This window comes from Pseudomonas sp. NPDC088885, assembly GCF_044750025.1.
Lineage (GTDB): Bacteria > Pseudomonadota > Gammaproteobacteria > Pseudomonadales > Pseudomonadaceae > Aquipseudomonas > Aquipseudomonas rustica.
Map to the genome: position 1 here is coordinate 1 of NZ_JBIVJB010000064.1, position 13,791 is coordinate 13,791.

Annotated in this window: 14 protein-coding genes; 7 read left to right on the top strand and 7 right to left on the bottom strand. The window is 59.6% G+C overall.

What is annotated here, in order from left to right:
* Window positions 1–210 precede the first annotated feature (210 nt).
* Both ACIP1X_RS20725 and ACIP1X_RS20730 read right to left on the bottom strand, forming a co-directional pair.
* The gene (locus ACIP1X_RS20725; protein ID WP_053123351.1) at window positions 211–813 is read right to left on the bottom strand and encodes a LysE/ArgO family amino acid transporter; all 603 of its coding nucleotides are present in this window, start codon (window positions 811–813) and stop codon (window positions 211–213) included.
* Between the two features lie 5 nt (window positions 814–818).
* The gene (locus tag ACIP1X_RS20730; protein ID WP_400648817.1) at window positions 819–1,220 is read right to left on the bottom strand and encodes an ACT domain-containing protein; all 402 of its coding nucleotides are present in this window, start codon (window positions 1,218–1,220) and stop codon (window positions 819–821) included.
* Between the two features lie 96 nt (window positions 1,221–1,316).
* Between ACIP1X_RS20730 and ACIP1X_RS20735 the strand changes: the two genes are divergently transcribed.
* From ACIP1X_RS20735 to ACIP1X_RS20750, 4 genes are all read left to right on the top strand, one after another.
* The gene (locus tag ACIP1X_RS20735; protein WP_053123347.1) at window positions 1,317–2,216 is read left to right on the top strand and encodes a LysR family transcriptional regulator ArgP; all 900 of its coding nucleotides are present in this window, start codon (window positions 1,317–1,319) and stop codon (window positions 2,214–2,216) included.
* Window positions 2,217–2,312: 96 nt separating this feature from the next.
* The gene (locus ACIP1X_RS20740) at window positions 2,313–3,305 is read left to right on the top strand and encodes an NAD(P)-dependent oxidoreductase (RefSeq protein ID WP_053123345.1); all 993 of its coding nucleotides are present in this window, start codon (window positions 2,313–2,315) and stop codon (window positions 3,303–3,305) included.
* A gap of 116 nt (window positions 3,306–3,421) precedes the next feature.
* Window positions 3,422–4,276 carry an ATPase gene (locus tag ACIP1X_RS20745; RefSeq protein ID WP_400754733.1) on the top strand — a complete coding sequence of 285 codons (855 nt, stop codon included), beginning with the start codon at window positions 3,422–3,424 and terminating at the stop codon, window positions 4,274–4,276.
* A gap of 275 nt (window positions 4,277–4,551) precedes the next feature.
* On the top strand, window positions 4,552–5,400 hold the full coding sequence (locus ACIP1X_RS20750; RefSeq protein WP_400754735.1) for a cache domain-containing protein: 849 nt from the start codon (window positions 4,552–4,554) through the stop codon (window positions 5,398–5,400).
* A 125-nt stretch (window positions 5,401–5,525) separates the two neighbouring features.
* On the opposite strand, the gene ACIP1X_RS20755 is transcribed toward ACIP1X_RS20750, so the two are convergent.
* Both ACIP1X_RS20755 and pobA read right to left on the bottom strand, forming a co-directional pair.
* The gene (locus ACIP1X_RS20755) at window positions 5,526–7,043 is read right to left on the bottom strand and encodes an MDR family MFS transporter (protein WP_400754738.1); all 1,518 of its coding nucleotides are present in this window, start codon (window positions 7,041–7,043) and stop codon (window positions 5,526–5,528) included.
* 79 nt (window positions 7,044–7,122) lie between these two features.
* The gene (pobA, locus tag ACIP1X_RS20760) at window positions 7,123–8,316 is read right to left on the bottom strand and encodes a 4-hydroxybenzoate 3-monooxygenase (RefSeq protein ID WP_400754740.1); all 1,194 of its coding nucleotides are present in this window, start codon (window positions 8,314–8,316) and stop codon (window positions 7,123–7,125) included.
* 178 nt (window positions 8,317–8,494) lie between these two features.
* Between pobA and ACIP1X_RS20765 the strand changes: the two genes are divergently transcribed.
* The gene (locus tag ACIP1X_RS20765; protein ID WP_053123335.1) at window positions 8,495–9,379 is read left to right on the top strand and encodes a helix-turn-helix domain-containing protein; all 885 of its coding nucleotides are present in this window, start codon (window positions 8,495–8,497) and stop codon (window positions 9,377–9,379) included.
* Between the two features lie 136 nt (window positions 9,380–9,515).
* Here the strand turns inward: ACIP1X_RS20765 and ACIP1X_RS20770 are convergent, their stop codons facing one another.
* On the bottom strand, window positions 9,516–9,692 hold the full coding sequence (locus ACIP1X_RS20770; protein WP_212543925.1) for a hypothetical protein: 177 nt from the start codon (window positions 9,690–9,692) through the stop codon (window positions 9,516–9,518).
* 224 nt (window positions 9,693–9,916) lie between these two features.
* Complete coding sequence (locus tag ACIP1X_RS20775; RefSeq protein ID WP_400754743.1) at window positions 9,917–10,822, bottom strand: LysR family transcriptional regulator; 906 nt, start codon at window positions 10,820–10,822, stop codon at window positions 9,917–9,919.
* Between the two features lie 114 nt (window positions 10,823–10,936).
* On the opposite strand from ACIP1X_RS20775, the gene ACIP1X_RS20780 reads away from it, so the two are divergent.
* Window positions 10,937–11,815: an MBL fold metallo-hydrolase gene (locus tag ACIP1X_RS20780; protein WP_400754746.1), complete on the top strand. Its 879-nt coding sequence runs from the start codon at window positions 10,937–10,939 to the stop codon at window positions 11,813–11,815.
* A 257-nt stretch (window positions 11,816–12,072) separates the two neighbouring features.
* On the top strand, window positions 12,073–12,687 hold the full coding sequence (locus tag ACIP1X_RS20785; protein WP_400754749.1) for an NAD(P)-dependent oxidoreductase: 615 nt from the start codon (window positions 12,073–12,075) through the stop codon (window positions 12,685–12,687).
* A 197-nt stretch (window positions 12,688–12,884) separates the two neighbouring features.
* On the opposite strand, the gene ACIP1X_RS20790 is transcribed toward ACIP1X_RS20785, so the two are convergent.
* Entirely contained in the window at window positions 12,885–13,766 is an 882-nt protein-coding gene (locus ACIP1X_RS20790) for a LysR substrate-binding domain-containing protein (protein ID WP_400754751.1), read from the bottom strand.
* Between the last annotated feature and the right edge of the window lie 25 nt (window positions 13,767–13,791).

Here is a 13,791-nt window from a genome sequence, read left to right on the forward strand (position 1 = left end):
CCCCGCACCGCCCCGCCCGCAATTCGAAAGCCATGATGATTCTCCTAATCAGGTCTGTTGCGGTGAGCGCAAGGCCGATCACGGGCGGCCAGAAATGCACCGGCGAGTTTTTACTCTTTGCGGCGCAGGGGTTGGATCATAGCACCGGGGTTGCGCCATAACCACGCAACAACTGTGTGGGATAGAGGTTCCAGAGCCTTTTGGAATAAATCAGCTGGCGATAATTAATTGCCCGGCCACGGTGAACATCATCAACGCCACCACCAGATCGAGAATTCGCCACGTGCTCGGCCGTGCCAACCACGGTGCCAGCCACGCCGCGCCGAGCGCCAAGGTGAAAAACCACAACAGCGAAGCACTCGCAGCACCGACCACATAAGCGCCTGGCACCGATTGCTGCGCCCCCAGTGAACCGATCAGTAAAACCGTATCCAGATAAACGTGCGGGTTGAGCAACGTCACCGCCAACGCGCTGAGCATCACCGCACGCAGCGAACGCACGGTCTGATTCTCGCCCTGATTCAGGCTCTGTTTCGAGCACGCCCGGCGCAGCGCCTGGCTGCCGTACCAGATCAGAAACGTCGCGCCGCCCCAACGGGCGATCGCCAGCAGCGTCGGGTTCTGCGCCAGAATCGTCGCCAGCCCGAACACGCCGGCGGCGACCAGCAGCGCATCGCACACCACGCACAATGCCGCCACTGGCAAGTGATGCTCGCGCCGCAGGCTCTGCGCCAATACAAACGCGTTCTGCGTGCCGATCGCCATGATCAGCCCGAACGCCACCAGCAGGCCGTTCACATAGCTTTGCCACATAACAATTACTCCGCGTTGGCTGCCAGATCGCGCAGGACCTGCATCGCGCGTTCGGCGTCGGCCTGACCGACAAACAAATGATCGTGGTAGTAGCCGGCGATCACGTTGCAACTGATCCCGGCCTTGCCCAATGCCGTGGCAAACGCGGCGGTGAGTCCGACGGCTTCCAGCGCTGAATGCACGTTGAGGGTGATCCACGCGGCGACGTAGTCGAAGCTGAAACCAGCCTGTTCAGCGTGGGAACGTTCGAGAATCACCGTCAGACCTTCCTGCTCGCGGAAGCTGCCGATGGTCTCCAGACCTTCCGGCAATTGGCTGTCGCGCAGGGTGCAGAACACGTATTCGCCGGCGTTGAGTTGCGGGCTCATGCTGCGCAACAAGGTTGTGAGAGAGGTTTCGCCAGCCATTGCAGTGTTCCTTGATAAAGAGTGCTTGCTGGCTATTCTCCGGGCGAAACCTGTATAAGAAAAACCAATAGTGCTGATCGCTCATTAGGAAAACTGATGTTCGACTACAAATTGCTGTCTGCTCTGGCCGCTGTGGTTGAGCAAGCCGGATTCGAACGCGCCGCGCAGATTCTCGGGTTGTCGCAATCGGCGATCTCGCAACGAATCAAGCTGCTGGAGGCGCGGGTCGGCCAGCCGGTGCTGGTGCGCGGCACGCCGCCGTCGCCCACGGAAATCGGCCGGCGTTTGCTCAACCATGTGCAGCAAGTGCGTTTGCTTGAGCGCGACCTGCAAACCCTCGTCCCGGCCTTGGACGAAGAGGGTTTGCCGGAGCGCCTGCGCATTGCGCTGAACGCCGACAGCCTGGCCACTTGGTGGGCGCAGGCAGTCGGCGATTTCTGCGCCGAGCAACATTTATTGCTGGATCTGATCGTCGAAGACCAGACCGTCGGCCTCAAACGCATGCGTGCCGGTGAAGTGGCCGCGTGCTTGTGCGCCAGCGAACGACCGGTGGCGGGTGCGCGTAGCGTGTTGCTCGGCGCGATGCGTTATCGCGCACTGGCCAGCCCGGCGTTTATCGAGCGGCATTTCCCCGATGGCGTGCGCGCCGAGCAACTGCCGCGCACCCCGGCGCTGGTGTTCGGCCCGGACGATTTTCTTCAGCATCGCTACTTGGCGTCGCTGGGTGTCGACGGCGGATTCGAGCACCATTTGTGTCCGTCTTCGGAAGGTTTTATCCGTCTGACCGAAGCCGGATTGGGTTGGGGACTGGTGCCGGAGCTGCAAGTACGCGAGCAACTGCAACGCGGCGAATTGCGCGAACTGTTGCCAGATAAACCGATCGACGTGCCGTTGTACTGGCATCATTGGCGCAATGGCGGTCAGTTGCTCGGCTTGCTGACCGAGCAATTGGTGCGCGCTTCAGCACAATGGCTAGTGCCTTGGAAACAGCTGTAAGCGTCAAGCTGCAAGCGGCAAGTTGTGGGCTTGCGCACCGTTTTTACTTGTAGCGCGAAGCTTGATGCTCGCAGCTGCTTTTTGTTGGAGTTGTGCATGAAAATTCTGGTCACCGGCGCAAGCGGCTTCATTGGCGGACGCTTTGCGCGTTTCGCTCTGGAGCAGGGCCTGGACGTGCGGGTCAACGGGCGCCGGGCCGAAAGCGTCGAGCATCTGGTACGCCGTGGCGCCGAGTTTGTGCCCGGCGATCTGAGCGATGCCGAGCTGGCGCGCGAACTCTGCAGCGATGTCGAAGCCGTGGTGCACTGCGCCGGGGCCGTCGGGCTGTGGGGGCGCTATCAGGACTTTCATCAGGGCAACGTGCAGGTCACAGAAAACATCGTCGAAGCCTGCCTGAAGCAGCGCGTCCGGCGGCTGGTGCACCTGTCGTCGCCGTCGATCTATTTCGACGGCCGCGACCACCTCAACCTGACCGAAGAGCAAGTGCCCAAGCGCTTCAAACATCACTACGCGGCGACTAAATACCTGGCCGAACAGAAGGTTTTTGGCGCTCAGGAATTCGGTCTGGAAACCATCGCCCTGCGCCCGCGTTTCGTCACCGGCGCCGGCGACATGAGCATCTTTCCGCGTCTGCTGAACATGCAGCGCAAGGGCCGTCTGGCGATCATCGGCAACGGTCTGAATAAAGTCGATTTCACCAGTGTGCAGAACCTCAACGAAGCGATGCTCAGCAGTCTGCTCGCCGCCGGTTCGGCGCTGGGCAAGGCCTACAACATCAGCAACGGTGCGCCGGTGCCGTTGTGGGATGTGGTCAATTACGTGATGCGCAAGATGGAAGTCCCACAGGTCACCAAGTACCGTTCCTATGGCCTGGCTTACAGCGTTGCGGCGCTTAATGAAGGCGCGTGCAAACTCTGGCCCGGGCGTCCGGAGCCGACGCTGTCGCGGTTGGGCATGCAGGTGATGAAGAAAAATTTCACCCTCGACATCAGCCGCGCGCGGCATTATCTGGACTACGATCCGCAAGTCAGCCTGTGGACGGCGCTCGATGAGTTCTGCGGCTGGTGGAAAGCCCAGGACATTCGTTGAGTTCACTTGGTCGGCCAGCACTGAACCGCGCCCTCGGTCGAGGGTCAATGCCTGCGGCTGAGCGGGTTATACTTCGCAGCATTTAGCCATCACCGCGTTTTACAAAGGTTGCCTCAATGTCCATGCGTAATGATGCCCACGACGATTTCGATGATGTGCCGAGCCTGCGCGCCGACACCTTCGACGACGATGACATTCCGACCACCGCCCGCACCACCGTGCATTCGCGCACAGCGCCAGTGGTCAAGGTCAAAGCCGCCAGCACCGGGCCGCTCTGGGCTTTGGTCGGCGCGTTGTTTTTTGCTTTCATCGGCCTGGCCTGGTGGAGCTTTCAGCAGATTTCCTTGATGGAGCAGCAACTGGTCGCGACTCAGGAAAGCTTCGCGCGGATCAGTGAAGAAGCGGCGGGGCGCTTGCAGGATATTTCCGGCAAAGTCGTCGCCAGCCAGAGCAACGTCACCAGCGACAGCGAAGCCTTGAAGTTGCAGATCAAGCAGTTGGAAGAAAAACTGCTCGATCAGAACAAACAGCAGCAAGGCGTCGCGGGGCAGGCCAGTGATCTGGACAAGCGTCTGGCGCAGATGACCGCGCAGACCACCGAGCAGCAGAACGCCAATACCCAGTTGCAGGCGCAGGTCAAAGCCTTGAGCGCAGAACTGGCGACGCTGAAAAGCACCCCGGCGGACACCAGCAAGGTCGATACGCAGTTGAAGGCCTTCGATGCGCAGTTCAAGAGCCTCAGCGCTGATATCGCGGCGTTGAAGAAGCAAGGCAATCCGAGCGCGGCCATCGAGCGTCTGGAACAGGACATCGTTGTGCTCAAAAGCGAGCAGGACAATCGCCCGGCAGCGCCACAGGGCGGCGGCAACACCGCCGAGTTCGACGCATTCCGCGGGCAGATGACCCGCACCATCAACACCTTGCAGGCGCAGATCCAGAACTTGCAGCAGCAGATCAATTCCCGGCCATAAACGCCGATCCCTCGTCGAGTGGGCTTTTGTGGTGAGGGGATTTATCCCCGATGGGTTGCGAAGCAGCCCCAAAGCCTGAGAACTCGGTGTCACTTTAGAAATGCAGGGGAGCGCTTCGCACTCCAACGGGGCGGTGCGACGTTTCGCTAAATCCCCTCGCCACAGGGACGCGTTTAGCCACAGGGCTTTGCAATCCCCTGCATCATTCTGAATATCCATACATCCGCGCAACCCGTCTACGCTCTTGAAACACCAACAAGAACGAGGGATGCGTCATGGGGTTTGTGCAAAAATTCGCCTGGCTCTGTTTGCTGGTATTGGCCGGGTTCGGTCAGGCCAGCGCCGCGACCGCCGCAAAAGATGACAGCCAGGCGGCCATCGCCCTGCTGGAAAAAGCGCTCGCTTACTACCACGACAACGGCGACAAGGCCTTCGCGGCCTTCAGTCGTCAGGGCGAGTTTGTCGACAAGGATCGCTACGTGTTTGTGGTCGACACCAAAGGCGTGATGCTCGCCAGCGGTGGGCCGTCGTCAGCACTGATTGGCCGCGATGTCAGCGAAGTGCTCGGGCCGGATTTGCAGAAAGCCTTCAAACAGGCGTTGCTGGTGCCGGAAGGCAATGGCATTCAGCAGGCCGAATACCGCTGGCAAAACTGGTCTGACGGCAAGGTCGAGCGCAAGCATGTGTTTTATCAACGCATCGGTCAGCGGATTCTCGCGGTCGGTTATTACCTGCCACGCGCCTCCGCAGAACAAGCCAAAGCCCTGCTGGATAAAGCTGCGACGGATCTGAGCAAAGACGAGAAGGGCACGCTGACGGCGATCAACTCGCTCAAGGGTGGGTATTTGCAGGATGACTTGTATGTGTTTGTGGTTGACCTGAATACCCAGCGCTACGTTGCCCACGGCACCAATCTGCGGCTGATCAATACCGACTTCGGCAAGGTCAAGGATCCGGAGGGCAAACCGGTGGGCGAGCCGATTCTGGCGATGATCGGCAAGCAGGATGACGGCGAGTATGAGTATCGCTGGAAAAACCCGGTGACCGGCAAGATCGAGGATAAGCATGCCTACCTGAAGAAGGTCGGGCATTTCCTCGTTGCGGTCGGTTACTACAGCCCTTGAATGAAGCCCATTCCCCCTGTGGGAGCGAGCCTGCTCGCGAAGGCGTCGTATCAGCCGGCATCATGGTTGAATGACACACCGCATTCGCGAGCAGGCTCGCTCCCACAGGTTTTTGCGGGCTACTGTCATTTTGCGCCGTGCTCACGCCCGCGCAGCAGGTTGTTCGGCATGGCAATCGCCGCCGCCAGCCCGAGCAACGACACCGCCGCACTCACCCACAACAAATGCCGGAACGTCACCAGCAACTCCGCGCGCAGGGCATTCTGCGCATCCCCCGGTGCCGCGTTGAGGCCGTCCAGCAAGACATTCCCGGAGTGCCCCTCACTCATCAGCGAACTGCTCGCCAAATGAGCAAAACTGGAATCCTGCAACAACGCCAGCAGCAGCGCCGACATCAACGCCACACCCACCGCCCCGCCCAGCGAGCGGAACAGGTTGGTGGTGCTGGTGGCTACGCCGATGTCGCGTTGTTCCACCGAATTCTGCGTGCCGACCAGCGAGGTCGGGAACTGCATGCCGCTGGCGATCCCGCACAGCAACATGAATAACCCACTGATCAACGTCGCCTCCGGTGGACTGAAGGCCATGCCCAACACGGCAATCGGCATCAGAATCGCTCCGGTCAAAATCTGCGGTTTGTAGCGCCCGGTCACTGACGTGCGGCGACCGGCGAAATACGCACCAATCGGCAGACCCATCGCCAGCGGCAGCAAGTGCAGCGCCGCACTGTCCGCGCCGGCGCCGGTGACGCTTTGAAAGCGCAACGGCATCAGCACGATCAAGGAAATCGCCTGGAAACTGGTGAAGAAAATCGTGCACCAGCACAGCAGCGCATTACGGTTGGCAAACAGGTGCATCGGCAGCAACGGCTCCCGCGCGCGGCGTTCGTGCCAGACGAAAATCGCCAGCACCACCACCGCGCAGGCAAACAACCCGAGCACTTCAGCGCTGCGCCACGCATGACCCTGACCCACCTGAGTGATGCCCAACAGCAGCGCGGTCAGGCCGATGATCATCAGCACGGTGCCCAGATAGTCGATGATCGGTTTGCGTTGCGGAATCGGCAGTCCGCGCAAGTTGCGGTGCGCGACCCAGTAAGCGCCAAGCCCCAACGGCAGGTTGATCAGAAACACCCAACGCCACGACAGGTATTCGGTCATGTAGCCGCCAAGCACCGGCCCGGCAACGCTGGCCACCGCGTACATGCTGCTGAAATAACCCTGATAGCGCCCGCGTTCGCGCGGCGGGACGATGTCGCCGATGATCGCCTGACTCACCGAAATCATCCCGCCGGCGCCGATGCCCTGGAGGATCCGCGCCAGCACCAGTTGTTCCATGCTTTGCGCCATGCCGCAGAACAGCGAGGCCAAGGTGAACAGGCCCATGCCGAACAGCATCAGCTTGCGTCGCCCGTACAGATCGCCGAGCTTGCCGTAGATCGGCACCGCCACAGTCATCGCCACCATGTACCCGGAAATCACCCAGGCCAGCAGGCTGACGTCTTTGAATTGGGCGGAGATCGCCGGCATCGACACGGCGACGATGGTCTGATCCAGCGCACCGAGAAAGATCGCCATCATCAGCGCCACCAGCACGCTGCGAATGGCCGGTTTGGGCGTTTCGGGGTGATTGAGATTGGTCACGGGCAAAACCTGCGGGCAGTGAGAGTCCCGCAGTTCGTCAGGCGAGCGGGGATGCTCGCCAGTGTAAGTCGGTAGGAAGCTATTCGATAGCCTCATAAGGAAGTCCGACGTAATTTTCTGCAATAGTTTTTCGGCCCGCTTCTGAACTGACAAAATAGTCCAGTTCGGAGGCACTGATGCGCTGACTGAACGCATCGTGATCATCAAAACGATGCAGCATCGAAGTCATCCACCAGGAAAACCGCTCGGCTTTCCACACGCGGCGCAGGCAGATTTCCGAGTATTTCTCCAGCAAGTCGATACGCCCATCGCGGTAAACCTTCAGCAGAATATTGAACAGCGTGCTGACATCGCTTGCCGCCAGATTCAGACCTTTGGCGCCGGTGGGCGGGACGATGTGCGCGGCGTCGCCGACCAGAAACATCCGCCCGTACTGCATCGGTTCGACGACAAAACTGCGCAGCGGCGCGATGCTTTTTTCGATCGAAGGGCCGGTGACCAGTTTCTCGGCCAATCCAACTGGCAGGCGGTTTTTCAGTTCATCCCAGAAGCGCTGGTCGCTCCAGTCCGCGACGTTTTCTTCCGCCGGCACCTGCAAGTAGTACCGCGTGCGCGTCGCCGAACGCATGCTGCACAAGGCGAAACCGCGTTCGTGGCGGGCGTAGACCAACTCGTCATGCACCGGCGGCGTGTCGGCGAGAATGCCCAGCCAGCCAAACGGATAAACCCGTTCGAACACCTGCAGACAATCCTCAGGAATCGACTGCCGAGCCACGCCATGGAAGCCATCGCAGCCGGCGATGTAATCGCAATCGACGCGCCAGGTTTCGCCGTCCTTTTCGAAGGTGACAAAAGCCTCGTCGCTTTTCATGCCGTGGGGAACGACATTGCTCGCGGAATAAATCGTCTGCGCGCCAGCGTCCCGACGAGCGGCCATCAGGTCGCGAGTGACTTCGGTCTGGCCGTAGATCATCACGGTCTTGCCACCGGTCAACGCGTGCAGATCGATGTGCACCTGACGCCCGTCGAGCGCCAGTTCGAAGCCGCCGTGAACCAGTCCTTCAGCGTCCATGCGCTGACTCACCCCAGCCCGACGCAACAGCTCTACCATGCCTTGTTCAAGCACGCCGGCGCGGATGCGGCCGAGCACATAATCGGGTGTCTGACGTTCGAGGATGAGGGTGTCGATGCCGGCGTTGTGCAGCAACTGGCCGAGGAGCAAACCGGACGGGCCGGCGCCGATGATGGCAACTTGGGTTTTCAGCGTTTTCATTGTTTTTATGACTCGCAAGCTTCGCGCGACAATCGCCGCTGATTTATTTTTATGGATCGAGTGCTTGCATTTTTCCCTTGCGGGTCTGTCAATTGAAGGTGAAAACTGAGCCGATACCTGTACATTCTGCCAATCGGTGCGATTATCGCCCGCAAACCTCGAGGCCTGGATTGAAGTGATGAACAAGCCTGACCTGCCTTCGATTCCAGTGTTCAAGCTCTACGGTGAAAGCCTGGATTGGCCGACCCCTGACTTGCTGCACTGTGAAACTATTTCCTCCCGCAGTCGCGAACATCAATGGGAAATCAAACCCCACCGCCACGCCGATTTGTGCCAGTTGCTCTTCGTTTTCAAAGGTCAGGCAGAGCTTGAAATCGAAGGCCATCGCACGCAGTTGCAGACCCCGGCAATCCAGGTTCTGCCGCCGTTATCGGTGCATGGCTTTCGTTTTTCCGAGGACGTTGAAGGCTTTATCGTCACCCTCGCCACACCGCTGATCAACCATTTGCAGGCGCAACTGGGCGACTCGGTGCACGCATTGGCGCAGACCGAGAATTATCCGGCGGGCAAGGACGGCGACTACCTCAACAGTTTATTCACCGCGTTGCAGGCCGAGTACAACGGCCATCAACCGGCGCGGGAAATGCTCATGCATTCGCTGGTCAGCGTGATCATGGTCTGGGTCAGTCGCCAGGCAATCGTGCGGCATAACGCGAGTCAACGGCCGCAGCGTCAACGCGAATACCTGAACGGGTTTATTCAGTTGGTGGAAGAGACTTACCGTCAGCACGTGAAGGTCGAGGATCTGGCGCATCGGCTGGGGATCTCGGTGTCGCACCTTAATGGCACGTGCCGTGAACTGGCGGGGCAACCGGCGTTGCAGATCATGCACGAGCGTCAGTTGCTGGAAGCCAAGCGCTTGCTGACGTACACCAGCATGACCATTTATGAGATGTCGGAGTTGTTGGGGTTCTCTGATCCGACCAACTTCACGCGCCTGTTCCGGCGCCGGGTGGGGATATCGCCAAAGGCCTTCCGCGATCGCTTGAAGACCGAACAGTAACCCGAAAACATCATCCCCCCCCTGTGGGAGCGAGCCTGCTCGCGAATGCAGTGTGTCAGTCACCACTTATGTAGGCTGATGCGCCGCCTTCGCGAGCAGGCTCGCTCCCACAAGGACGCGTTCCAGCATGCTTACCTCAGCGCAGTGCGTTCAGCGACGCATTGTGCGGAATGCAGCGCTCGAAATTGCAGCTCGCGTATTCACGCGGCAGCTGTCGCAACTGCTCGACCCGCCAGGCCGCGGTGCCGTACAGCGCCAGCGTGGCAGCGCAGGTAATGAAAATCGCGGCGTACCTTCTTGTTTTGATGTTCATGGCGTTCACCTCTGAACGAAATACCCTGCGGTATTACTTTCAGCATAGGTCAGCGCCGGGGAGTTGCCAGCCAGTGCGTTCGTGGTTGTAACCCGCCATTCAGCACACTGATAAACCCTTGTAGGAGCAGAGCTTGCTCGCGAAAGCGGTGCGTCATTCAAAACATATGGGACTGATACACCGCTTTCGCGAGCAAGCTCTGCTCCTACAAGGGGCGGGGTGATTTACAAATCAGCATCCCATTGCGGGTTTTCGGGGAATCTGAGCACCAGAAAATCCAGCATGCTGCGCAGCGCCGCCGGCATGTGTTTGCGCGAGGCGTACACCGCGTAGATGTTCATCTGGCGTGGTTCGGCGTGGGGCAGCAGGCGCACCAGTTCGCCGCTGTGAACATACACGCCGGCCTGATACGTCGGCAGCATCGCCACCCCGGCGCCGGCCAGCGTTGCGCGCAATAACGTGCTGGCCTCGTTGGCGCTGATATTGCCCTGCACCGGCACCGAAACCGGTTCGCCATCCTCTTCGAAATGCCACAGGCTCTTGCCGAAATACGAGTGCGTCAGGCAGTTGTGGCGGCTCAGGTCTTCCACCCGTAAAGGCAACGGCTGTTCTTGCAGATAAGCCGGCGCCGCGCACACCACCGAACGGCACACAGTCAGGCGTCGAGCGATCAGGTTGGGATCGAGATCGTTGCTGGTGCGAATCGCCAGGTCGATGCGTTCATCCACCAGGTTCACCGTGCGATCAAGCATCTGCAAATCGATGCTCACCCCCGGATAACGTTTGACGTACGCGGCCATCGCATCGGCCAATTGCGCCTGACCGAACGAGGTGCTGACGCTGATCCGCAGCAATCCGCGCGGCGCGTCATGGGGTTCGCTGACGGCGGCCTGCATGTCGCTCGACAGTTCGATCATCTGCCGACAACGCGGAAGAATTTCACTGCCAGCCGCCGTCAGGCTCAACTTGCGCGTGGTGCGGTGCAACAGGCGCGCGCCGACCCAATCTTCCAGCTCCGCCAGGTAGCGTGAAACCACCGGCCGCGAGAGATCCAGATGATCCGCAGCGGCCGACTGGCTACCGAGATCCACCACCGTGACGAACACCCGCATTGCCTGGAGACGATCCATGATTTGCTCGCTTTCAGAAACAAACTATGTCCCAGCATCGCATTTTTTGTACTGAGTCTGGCAACTAAGCTCTGTTCCATCGCCAAGCAAGGCATTCGAACACCGGAGCAACAGATGATCGGCTTCACCACCCTCAAACGCGTTCTACTCGCCACCGCTTCGCTGGGTTTCGCTGCGCATGCCGCGGCTGCCAATTTGACCCTGGATGTGTACAACCCCGGCGCCAATGCGATTTTCCCGGTGACCTCGGTGCTGGTCAGCGGCGAGAAAGACGCGATCCTCGTTGACGCGCAGTTCGGCAAATCCCAGGCCGAACAAGTGGTAGAAAAGATCCGCGCCAGCGGCAAACAACTGACCACCATTTACATCAGCCACGGCGACCCGGATTACTACTTCGGCCTCGACACCCTGACCAAGGCGTTCCCGAATGCCAAGGTGCTGGCCTCGCAACCGACCGTTGATCACATCAATAAAACCGTCGTCGGCAAACTCGCGTTCTGGGGGCCGAAAATGGGCGCCGATGTGCCAGCGAAAACCATCGTGCCGGGCGTGCTCAAGGGCGACAGCCTGATGCTTGAAGGGCAGAAATTGCAGGTGGTCGGGCTTGACGGCAAGCAACCGGATCGCAGTTTCGTGTGGATTCCGTCGCTCAAGGCAGTGGTCGGTGGCGTCGTGGTAGCCGAGAACATTCATGTGTGGATGGCTGATACGCAGACCGCGCAATCTCATGCGGATTGGCTGGAGACGCTGCATTCGATTGAAACGCTGAAGCCGACAACCGTGGTGCCGGGTCACTATTTGGGTGAGAGCAGCCGCTCGCTGGCCAGCGTGAAATTTACTGCGGACTACATTAAAGCTTTCGATGAAGAAACGGCGAAGGCCAAGGATTCTGCTGCGCTGATCGCCGCGATGAAAAAGCGCTACCCGACGCTGGGCGAAGAGAGCTCGCTGGAGCTGAGCGCGAAAGTCGCGAAGGGCGAGATGAAGTGGTAACCCGATCTTTTTAAGTATCGGGAAGTGCTTTTTGTGGCGAGGGGATTTATCCCCGTTGGAGTGCGAAGCGCTCCCCTGCTTTTCCCTGTGAAACCGAGTTGTCAGGATTTACGACTGCTGCGCAGCCGAGCGGGGATAAATCCCCTCGCCACAAAAAACCTCACCACAGTAAGCCCTCCACACAAGGGAAGGTGGTTAAAGCAGAATTTGAAACGCAATTTTCAATGCACATACACTCAAGCCAACTGGAGAACGTCATGAGCAAGATCGCAATCATTGGTGCCACCGGCCGTGCCGGTAGCCAACTGCTGGAAGAAGCCCTGCGTCGCGGTCATAGCGTCACCGCCATCGCCCGCGATACGTCGAAGATCGGCGCGCGCGCCGGTGTCGTCAGCAAGAATGTCGATGTGCTGGATTCGGCGGCGCTGCAAGACGCCGTGGCCGGCAACGATGTGGTGATCACCGCCGCACATTTCGCCACGGTGCCGGCATCGACGATTGTCGGGCCGGTGAAGCAGGCGGGGGTGAAGCGGCTGCTGGTGGTGGGCGGTGCCGGTTCGCTGTTGCTGCCGGACGATACACGCGTGATCGACAGCGCGGGTTTCCCGGCGGAATACAAAACCGAGGCCAGTGCGGGGGCGGCGTTTTTGGATGCGCTACGTCAGGAGAAGGAACTGGACTGGACGTTTCTGTCGCCATCGGCGGAGTTTGTGGAAGGTGAGCGCAGTGGCAAATTTCGTGTTGGCCAGGATCACTTGCTGGTGAGCGCCGAGGGCCGTAGCTGGATCACCTTTGCCGACTATGCGATTGCACTGATCGACGAAGTAGAAACACCGAAGCACTCCCGCCAACGGTTTACTGTTGGTTATTGATATACGGCTTTACCCTCACCCCAGCCCTCTCCCGGAGGGAGAGGGGGCCGACCGAGATGTCTGGCGTTGTACATCGACCTGAAAAATCCAGTCGATTATGGATTCAAAGCCAATCGTTCAGGTCGCTGAACCTCTTCAATATCCCCCGGTCAGTCCCCTCTCCCTCTGGGAGAGGGCTAGGGTGAGGGAAAACAGCCTCACCGCAAATGCGCCTGCTCAACTAACCAGATCATCAGTTCTTCGAGCGGTGGCGACGGTTCGGTTCCCGGTGGCAACACCACGTAATACGCCAACCCCGTTTTCACCTTCAATTCAAACGGCATCACCAGCCTTCCGGCGCGCAAGTCATCGCCGATCAACGACCAATCCCCAATCGCCACCCCCGTCCCGTGCGACGCCATCGACATCGCCTGATCCAGCGTTTCGAAATGCTGGCCGCTGCTGACGTTGTTCAAATTCAGTTGCGCGGCGTTCAGCCATACCGACCAATCCTGAATATCGTGCGTCGGGTGCAGCAGCAGATGTTGTTGCAAATCCGCCGGAGCATTCAGTGCCGGTGAACCCTTGAGCAGCAGCGGCGAACACACCGGCGTCAGTTGCTCATCGAACAGGTGCAGAGCGCCCGGCGAGTGATCCGGTGGCGGCCCGTAGATCACCGCCGCATCAAATTGCTCACGCTGAAAATCCACGCCGTGCTGCAACGACGCGGTGAGTTTCACCGGCACATCCGGGCGTTCTTTCTGCCATTGCAGCAAGCGCGGCAACAGCCAGCGCATCACGCAACTCGGCGCCTTGAGTTGCAGGGTTTCACGCTGCAGACCGATCTGCTCGGTCGCTTCGCTGATCAGACCGAAGACTTTTTCCACGCGCGGTAGCCACTCACGTCCCTCGGCGGTCAGCGCCAGGCCTCGGGCGAGACGGATGAACAGCGGATAACCGAGATGCTCTTCCAGCCCGGCGATCTGCCGGCTCACCGCGCCTTGGGTGATGTGCAACTGCTCGGCGGCGCGGGTGAAGTTGCAGCACTGCGCAGTGATCAAAAACGTGTGCAGGGCAGGCAGGGGAGGCATGCGTTTCATGTGGATCCAAGGTATGACGTGAGGA

Bases quoted from the DNA above. Each gene is read 5' to 3' on its own strand.
- ACIP1X_RS20745 (WP_400754733.1), top strand. From the start codon at position 3,422: ATGTCCATGCGTAATGATGCCCACGACGATTTCGATGATGTGCCGAGC.
- ACIP1X_RS20785 (WP_400754749.1), top strand. From the start codon at position 12,073: ATGAGCAAGATCGCAATCATTGGTGCCACCGGCCGTGCCGGTAGCCAA.
- ACIP1X_RS20740 (WP_053123345.1), top strand. From the start codon at position 2,313: ATGAAAATTCTGGTCACCGGCGCAAGCGGCTTCATTGGCGGACGCTTT.
- ACIP1X_RS20730 (WP_400648817.1), bottom strand. From the start codon at position 1,220: ATGGCTGGCGAAACCTCTCTCACAACCTTGTTGCGCAGCATGAGCCCG.
- ACIP1X_RS20770 (WP_212543925.1), bottom strand. From the start codon at position 9,692: ATGAACATCAAAACAAGAAGGTACGCCGCGATTTTCATTACCTGCGCT.
- ACIP1X_RS20765 (WP_053123335.1), top strand. From the start codon at position 8,495: ATGAACAAGCCTGACCTGCCTTCGATTCCAGTGTTCAAGCTCTACGGT.
- ACIP1X_RS20750 (WP_400754735.1), top strand. From the start codon at position 4,552: ATGGGGTTTGTGCAAAAATTCGCCTGGCTCTGTTTGCTGGTATTGGCC.
- pobA (WP_400754740.1), bottom strand. From the start codon at position 8,316: ATGAAAACGCTGAAAACCCAAGTTGCCATCATCGGCGCCGGCCCGTCC.
- ACIP1X_RS20780 (WP_400754746.1), top strand. From the start codon at position 10,937: ATGATCGGCTTCACCACCCTCAAACGCGTTCTACTCGCCACCGCTTCG.
- ACIP1X_RS20735 (WP_053123347.1), top strand. From the start codon at position 1,317: ATGTTCGACTACAAATTGCTGTCTGCTCTGGCCGCTGTGGTTGAGCAA.
- ACIP1X_RS20725 (WP_053123351.1), bottom strand. From the start codon at position 813: ATGTGGCAAAGCTATGTGAACGGCCTGCTGGTGGCGTTCGGGCTGATC.
- ACIP1X_RS20775 (WP_400754743.1), bottom strand. From the start codon at position 10,822: ATGGATCGTCTCCAGGCAATGCGGGTGTTCGTCACGGTGGTGGATCTC.
- ACIP1X_RS20790 (WP_400754751.1), bottom strand. From the start codon at position 13,766: ATGAAACGCATGCCTCCCCTGCCTGCCCTGCACACGTTTTTGATCACT.